The 7,787-nt window shown below is 67.7% G+C and carries 5 protein-coding genes; 2 read left to right on the top strand and 3 right to left on the bottom strand.

The window, feature by feature from the left end:
- Window positions 1-45 precede the first annotated feature (45 nt).
- Window positions 46-1,503 carry a sodium/solute symporter gene (locus ACNPNP_RS14185; protein WP_448967258.1) on the top strand — a complete coding sequence of 486 codons (1,458 nt, stop codon included), beginning with the start codon at window positions 46-48 and terminating at the stop codon, window positions 1,501-1,503.
- A 227-nt stretch (window positions 1,504-1,730) separates the two neighbouring features.
- Window positions 1,731-4,673, top strand: a complete 2,943-nt coding sequence (locus tag ACNPNP_RS14180) for a S8 family serine peptidase (RefSeq protein ID WP_448966673.1) — start codon at window positions 1,731-1,733, stop codon at window positions 4,671-4,673.
- 147 nt (window positions 4,674-4,820) lie between these two features.
- On the opposite strand, the gene ACNPNP_RS14175 is transcribed toward ACNPNP_RS14180, so the two are convergent.
- From ACNPNP_RS14175 to ACNPNP_RS14165, 3 genes are all read right to left on the bottom strand, one after another.
- Complete coding sequence (locus tag ACNPNP_RS14175) at window positions 4,821-6,386, bottom strand: HNH endonuclease signature motif containing protein (protein WP_448966672.1); 1,566 nt, start codon at window positions 6,384-6,386, stop codon at window positions 4,821-4,823.
- A 72-nt stretch (window positions 6,387-6,458) separates the two neighbouring features.
- Window positions 6,459-7,385 carry a pirin family protein gene (locus tag ACNPNP_RS14170; RefSeq protein WP_448966671.1) on the bottom strand — a complete coding sequence of 309 codons (927 nt, stop codon included), beginning with the start codon at window positions 7,383-7,385 and terminating at the stop codon, window positions 6,459-6,461.
- On the bottom strand, window positions 7,382-7,708 hold the full coding sequence (locus ACNPNP_RS14165; protein ID WP_448966670.1) for a GNAT family N-acetyltransferase: 327 nt from the start codon (window positions 7,706-7,708) through the stop codon (window positions 7,382-7,384). Before ACNPNP_RS14165 ends, ACNPNP_RS14170 begins: the two co-directional genes overlap by 4 nt.
- Between the last annotated feature and the right edge of the window lie 79 nt (window positions 7,709-7,787).

Below are 7,787 nucleotides of genomic sequence, written 5' to 3'. Positions count from 1 at the left end.
CCCCCCGCGCAACGAACGGGCGTACCGTGCGCTGAGGGAGCGCGGATGAACCCCGTGTTCGACCTGCTCGGCATCGCACTCGTCGTGATCGCGACGCTGCTCATCGGCGTCTATGGTCTGAGGGTGTCGCGCACGACCGGGGACTTCTTCGTGGCGTCGCGCACCGTCAGACCGGTGTGGAACGCCTCGGCGATCAGCGGCGAGTACCTCTCCGCCGGCACGTTCCTCGGCCTGTCAGGACTGGTGCTGCTCGAGGGTGCGCGCGGCTTCTGGTTCCCGATCGGCTATGCCGCCGGATATCTGCTGGTGCTCGTCTTCGTCGCGGCACCGCTTCGTCGCAGCGGGGCCTACACCATCCCCGATTTCATCGAGGCGCGGCTGGAATCGGTCAGGGCACGGCGCGTGACGAGCATCGCCGTGCTGGTGATCGGCTGGCTGTACATCGTGCCGCAGTTGCATGGCGCCGGCATCACGCTGATGGTCGTGGCTGGTCTGCCGCAGTGGATCGGCGAGGTCGCGATCGCCGTGCTGGTCGCAGCATCCGTCGCCGCCGGCGGCATGCGGGCGATCACCTACGTGCAGGCGTTCCAGTACTGGCTGAAGCTGTTCGCGCTGCTGGTGCCGCTGTTCTGCATCGCGTTCGTGCTGACCGGCGGGCCGCACGAGATCGATCCGGTCGTGATCTTCCCGGCATCCGCAGGTCCTTCCGGCTTCGACGCGTACGAGACGGCGTCGCTCATGGTGGCGCTGCTGCTGGGGACGATGGGACTGCCGCACGTGCTGGTGCGGTTCTACACGAGCCCGACCGGCGTTTCGGCTCGGCGCACGACGGTGCTGGTGATCGTGATGGTGAGCGCGTTCTACGCGGTCTCCAGTGGGATGGGACTGATCTCCCGTATCGTCGCACCCGATCTCGCGGCACCGGGAGTCGCCGACACTGTGGCCTTCGTGCTGCCGTCGAGGGTCTTCCCCGGGCTGTTCGGCGAGCTTCTGACCGCACTCATCGTCGCCGGCGCTTTCGCCGCGTTCCTCGCGACGTCCGCCGGCCTCGTCGTGTCGTTGGCCGGGGTCGTCAGCCAGGACGTGTTCTCGGGATCCGTGCGATCGTTCCGGCTGTCGGCGGTGCTGTGCACAGCGGTGCCGCTCGTGGTGGCGCTGCTGACCGTGCCGGAGGGGCTCGGCTCCAGCGTCGGGATGGTGTTCGTGTTCGCGGCATCCATGCTCTCTCCCATCGTGCTGCTCGGAGTGTGGTGGCGGGGGCTCACGGCGCGGGGCGCCATCGCCGGCATGACCACGGGCGGCGTCGCCTGCGCGCTGTCGCTGCTGATCCACACCGCGGTCGGCGGGGTGGGCGCAGCCGCGCCGTTCCTCGCGCATCCGGCCGCGTGGACGGTTCCGCTGGCGACCGCCGTGACGGTCGTGGTCTCGCTCATGGACACCCGTGGAGCGCCTTCACGGGCGGATCGCTACCTCGGGCGGCTGCACACGCCGGAGCGCGTCTGACCCGAGTCGTGCAGCGTCCATATATCGCAGATCGCTCTCGGAATCGACATCTGGTGCACGAGTGATCTGAGCGCTAAGTTGATCGACGGTGCGGCAATGCCGCCGCAGCTCACCAACCATCGGAGAGACACATGGGTCGATCACCCTTCCGATTGGCGATGGCCGTCACAGTGGCCGCAGTCGTCATCGGATCCTCGGCAACAGCCAGTTTCGCAAGCGTCGAGGGGGTGACACATCCCGCACCCGTGGAGGGCACTCCAGGTCATTACATCGTCATGATGAAGGCCGATCCGCTCGCCACCTACGAAGGAGACACGAAGGGGCTGCGCAGCACGAAGCCGAAGCCTGGCAACCAGCTCGACGCTCATTCGCAGGACTCCCAGAAGTACATCGCTCATCTGAAGAACGAGCAGCGCAAGCTCGCGCAGGCCGGTGGAATCACGCCGGACGCCACGTACCAGGTGACGCTCAACGGCTTCAGCGCCGAGCTCACCGGCGACCAGGTCGACGCGCTGCGCTCGTCGAAGGACGTGCTCGGGGTGTTCCCGGACGAAGTGCGCCATCCCGACGCGCAGACCTCCACGGACTTCCTGGGACTCGGCGACGACAGCGCAGGTGCCGGCGGGGTCTGGGAGGAGACCGGGGGCGTGGATCACGCCGGTGAGGGCGTCGTGGTCGGCGTGATCGACACGGGGATCGCCCCCGAGCATCCGTCATTCGCGGGCAACAAGCTCAAGAAGCAGAAGCAGAGCGGCGGTGATGCGTACAGCGACGGCTCGTACGTGTACTTCGACAAGTCAGACGGCGGTCAGTTCCGCGGAGCGATCGTGCAGGGCCAGGACTGGGACAAGCACGACTACTCGACCAAGCTGATCGGCGGGCAGTACTTCTCGGCCGGTGCGACGGCGGCTGGATTCGACTTCCAGTACGACTACCTCTCACCGCGTGACGGAGACGGCCACGGTTCGCACACCGCCAGCACGGCGGCAGGCGCCTTCGGGGTCGACGCCGCCGTGAACGGCGTCGGGCTCGGCACGATCTCGGGTGTGGCACCGGCGGCCAAGGTCGCGGCGTACAAGGCCTGCTACGTCGGTCCGGATGCCGCGGTCACCGACGACGACATCTGCGCGCTCAGCGACCTCATCTCCGCGATCGACCAGGCCGTCGCCGACGGCGTCGACGTGATCAACTACTCAATCGGCGGGGGAGCGGCCACCACCGTGCTCGCGCCCGACGACATCGCCTTCTTGAACGCGGCTGCCGCAGGCGTGTTCGTCGCGGTGAGCGCGGGCAACGACGGCCCGGACGCCGTCACCACCGACCACGCCTCGCCCTGGTACACCTCGGTCGCGGCATCCACGATCCCGACCTGGGAGGGCACGGTCGTCTTCGACGGATTCACCCAGGCCGGTGCGTCCGTCTCTGTTCCGTTCGGCGAGACCGTGACCGGTCCGTCGATCTACGCCGCTGATGCCGCGGTCGCCGATGCGGTCGATCCTCGTCTGTGCCTTCCCGGCACGCTCGACCCCGCGAAGGTGTCGGGGCACATCGTCGTCTGCGATCGCGGCGGCAACGCGCGGGCGGAGAAGTCGCAGGTCGTGAAGGACGCCGGCGGTATCGGCATGGTGCTCGTGAACGTTCCCGGTGAGGCGGACTCGCTCGACAACGACTTCCACGTCGTGCCGACCGTGCACCTCTCCTCCGTGCATCGCGAGGCGGTGCTGGCGTACGTTCAGGGCGGCGTCGACCAGCCGATCTCGCTGATCGGCGAGAACACCACGGACGAGGTCACCCCGGTGCCTCAGATCGCCGGGTTCTCCAGCCGCGGCCCGGTGCACGCCGACGGCAGTGATGTCATGAAGCCCGACATCGCGGCTCCTGGCGTGGCGATCCTCGCGGCGACGAACAGCGGCAGCAAGGACGAGCCGACGTTCGGCATCCTGTCCGGCACGTCGATGGCGTCGCCGCACATCGCAGGTCTCGGTGCGCTGTATCTCGGTGAGAGTCCGAACGCGACGCCCGCAGAGGTGAAGTCCGCGATGATGACCACCGCGTACGACACCGTGAACGCCGACGGTTCGGCGAACACCGATCCGTTCGCGCAGGGTGCAGGGCAGGTCGATCCGTCGCGCTTCTTCGATCCGGGGATGCTGTACCTGAATGACGTGACCGACTGGGCGGCGTTCATCGAGGGCAAGGGGCTCGCAGAGTTCGAAGGCGTCGAGCCGATCGACGGCAGCGATCTCAACATCGCGTCGATCTCGATCGGCACCCTCGCCAGCGCGCAGACGATCACGCGCACGGTGACGTCGACGGAGGCCGGAACCTTCACGGCCAGCATCGACGTTCCCGGCGTGAGCGCGACCGTCGAGCCGTCGACGCTCAGCTTCGGCGGTGCGGGAGAGACCGCGACCTACACGGTCACCTTCGACAACGAGAGCGCTCCGGTCGAGCAGTGGGCGACGGGATCGCTCACCTGGTCGAGCGAGTCGAACTCGGTGCGCACGCCGATCGTGGTGTTCCCCGTGACGGCGGATGCTCCGGCCGAGATGACCGGAACCGGCGTGGACGGCAGCACAACGGTGGAGATCACACCGGGGCTGGACGGCGAGCTGCCGCTCAACCTCGCAGGTCTGACTCCGTTCCAGCTGCTCGCGGATCCCGCCAACCCCGTCGAGGGCCACTCGGGTGACGAGAACTCGGGAGATGCGAACAAGGATGTCGCGTGGGTCGTGGACGTTCCGGAGGGAACGTCGCTGTCGAGGTTCGATCTCGATTCGTCGGACGATGAGGGCAGCGACCTCGACCTGACGGTGTACCGCGTGGTGGCACCCGATGATCTGCGCTACTACGAGCGGTGGCAGTCGGCGTCCGCGTCGGCCGATGAGCAGGTGACGCTCCCGGCTCCGACGGCCGGCACGTACCTGGTCGTCGCGAACGTGTACTCGACGACCGGGCCGATGACGTGGGACATGACCTACGCCAACGTCGCGCCGGGCGGCGAAGGTGCGCTCACGGCGACGCCGAACCCGATCCCGGTGACGCAGGGCCAGTCGACGAGCTATGAGCTCAGCTGGAGCGGCCTCGCGGCTGGCACGAAGTACCTCGGCGTCGTTCAGTACGGCGACTCCGACGTGCGGACGATCGTCTCGGTCGACACGGGACAGTAAGGAATTCGGGCCGTAGAGCTGCTGCCCGGTAGAGCTACTCGCCGGTAGAGCCGGTAGAGCTACTCGCCGGTAGAGCCACTGCCCGGATGCGAAGGGGCGCCTCGTGCACATGCGCGGGACGCCCCTTCGCCCGCCGACGACCAGCTCTCACACGAACATCACGCGCAGCGGTGCTTCGTCGGTGTAGGTGCGTCCGAGCGGACTGGTCCAGAGGATCACGCCATCCTCGAGCTGCTTCGCTGTCCATCGATCGCGCGCATCGACATCAGGATGCTTGAGCGGATGGTGGCTGGTGCAGAACAGGGACAGGTTGCACAGCGCCGTCGGCCCGCCCTTGGCATGGTCGTGGTTGTGGTCGATCTGGCAGCGATGCGCAGGTGCCCGGCACCCGGGGAAACGGCAATGCTGGTCGCGGGCGCGGAGGAACCGTTTCATTCCCGCAGTGGGCACGTAGTTGTCGGTCTCGACGACCATGCCTCGCGGGTCGAGGAACGCTCGATCCCAACTGCCGGTGCTACCGGCGAGAATTCTCGCGGCGTCAGGAGTCATCGGGCCGTGACCGTTGAGTTCGGCCATCGCGTCGTCGTCGCCCGCGAGAGTCGACGCGCTGATGGTGACCTGAACAGTGGCCTTCACGGATCCGAGCGCTGTGGTGGTGACGCTGGTGGGCGTCGTCGTCAGAAGAAGGTCCGCCAGGATGTCGGCGCGCAGCTGATCCTTGGTGCGCGTGTCGTGTTCGAGGGTGCCGTAGCCGTCGTGCATCGGGGTGGAGTCGTGGAACGCGTCGTCGCCGGTCGCGTCATCGAAGTCCTCATCACCGATGAAGTCGTCGAAGCGCTGATCTTCGGCCGGGACGGTGTCGCCGTCGTCTGTCGGCCGCTCGGCGGATGGCGCTTCCCACGGTGCGGGCTTCGCCATCGAATCGCGGAACTCGTTCTCGAGATCGATTGGCGGCTCGGGGTCGAAGGGAGTCTGCTGTGCGAGAGCGGCATCGCGCTCGGCCCGGATCTTCTCCAGTGTGGAACGGCGAGGCCGCCGCTGCCCCTCCGGTCGCGCCTGAGTGACGTCGTCGGCCAGCGCCGTCAGCCGGTCATGGATCGCATACGCGAGAAGCTCGGGCAGGATCGCCGTCAGCACAGCCATGCCGTCGCCGTCTGACCTGACTGTGACACTGCGCTCCGAGCGTGCCCGGCGATGCTGCTCCGCCGTCCCCTCGGGATGCACGGTCACCGCGACGCCACGGGCATGAGTGCGGGTGCGAGCAGCGGTGTCATGCTCCGCGAAGGGCAGAACCTGCTGTTCGTACTCGCTGCGCAGGCGTACTGCATCCGGATGGCCGCTCACGTTCGGAGCCTCGGCGACGATGGCATCCGCGTGACGCTTGCTGATCGCGCCGGCCGCCAACGACGCCAAGGTCTCGGGGAAGAGGCGAACCAATGCCCACGCGCTCGTGATGTGCGTCGCCACCGTCGACGGCGGAACATGCCCCGCGGCCGCATACTCCGCGCACATCGATCGGAACGCGATCTCATCGGAGCCCGGTTCCAGCGAACGCTCCTGTGCCAGCAGGTCGAGCCGTTCAGCCAACAGTTCAGCGCGGCGCGCTTCGAGTGCACCGATCTGCCTGCCCGCATCGATCCAATCGTCGAGCAGGGCGCCTTGACGCACGAGGGATTCCTCGAGTGCCGGTCGCGGTGGGCTGATCGTTGCCATCCTCCGAGCCTAGAACATAGATTCGAATATGACAAGAGATTATCGAGACGATAATCGATTCTTTACCCGTGTTCAGATCTGCCGCCGCCGCGGCTTCAACCTCACGTTCGGCAGTTCGGGAGCGGGGATCCGCTCCGACCCGTGGGCCACCACGTGTCCGAAGCGAGCGGCGGCGTCCGGTGTCTCCCAATCGGCACGCGCCTGAGCGATCTCATCGTGGGTGCGGCCGGCGAAGTTCCACCACATCACGAGGTCCTCCTCGAACGGCTCGCCGCCGAGGACGAAGAGCAGCGCACCCTCAGTGCTCGAGACGGAGACATCCGACCGTGCATCGCCGAGGTACAGCATCTCGTTGCGCGCCTGCGGGCGTCCGGCGACCGTGACATCGCCCTCGACGAGCACGATCGCGTGCTCCCACGCCTCATCGAGCGGCAGCGCGACCGTGCTCCCTGCCGGCAGCGCGATCTCGGCCCCGACGATCGGCGTGTGGGCCGTCGCGGGGGAGCGGACCCCCGCGAACTCGCCGAGCACGACGGTCGCCGCGGCGTCCGGACCTGACGATGCCGGCAGAGTGACCGTGGGAAGGGACGTGTGCTGCTCGAACCCGCCAGCACCGTGCCTGGCCGACTCCGGCAGCACGACCCACAGCTGCAGCGCGTCGAGCGGGATCGGCTCCTCGCCGAGCGAATACTCCGAGTGCGAGATGCCGTCGCCCGCCGTCATGAGGTTCAGCTGCCCGCGCTTCAGTGTCACGTCGCTGTCCACCGAGTCGCGGTGACGCATGTCGCCCACGAGCGGCCAGGTCACGGTCTGCAGCCCGATGTGCGGGTGCGGCTCGACCCTCATCTTCACCGGACCCGGCCCGAAGCGGTCGAGGAAGCACCAGGCTCCGACGGTCGGCAGGTCGCGGTTCGGCAGAGTGCGCAGCACGCTCATGCCGCGCACCCCGCCGAGCGGCACCTCGCGCGGTTCGAGCGCGATGGAGTGCTGGCCGATCATTGCCCGGTGGCGTCTGTCGGGTCGGTCGGAAGCTGCGGCCAGCGGATCTCCGCGCCCTCGACCTCGTGCGTCTTCAGGTACTTCGCGATGTAGGGGCAGTACGGCACGATCGTGTCGTCGGATGCTGCGGCATCCGCCAGTGCGCCCGCCGCGAGAACCGAAGCCAGGCCCTTGCCCTGGAACGCGGGGTCGACCTCGGTGTGGATGAAGCGGATCTCGCCCGGGCGGTGATCGAACTCGGCGAAACCGGCGAGGGTGTCGCCGACGCGGATCTCGTAGCGAGACGCGTCGTCGTTGCGGGAGACAGTGGTGTCATCGGTCATTGTTTGCTCCTTCGCGTTGTCCGCTGGTCATCCCCACCCTAGGACGGCGGGCGTCCGCAGGGGTCGTTACGCTGGAGGG

It is taken from the genome of Microbacterium xerophyticum, assembly GCF_053543555.1.
The sequence above is the reverse complement of the archived record's forward strand: the minus strand, read 5'-3'. Positions and strand labels throughout refer to the sequence as shown.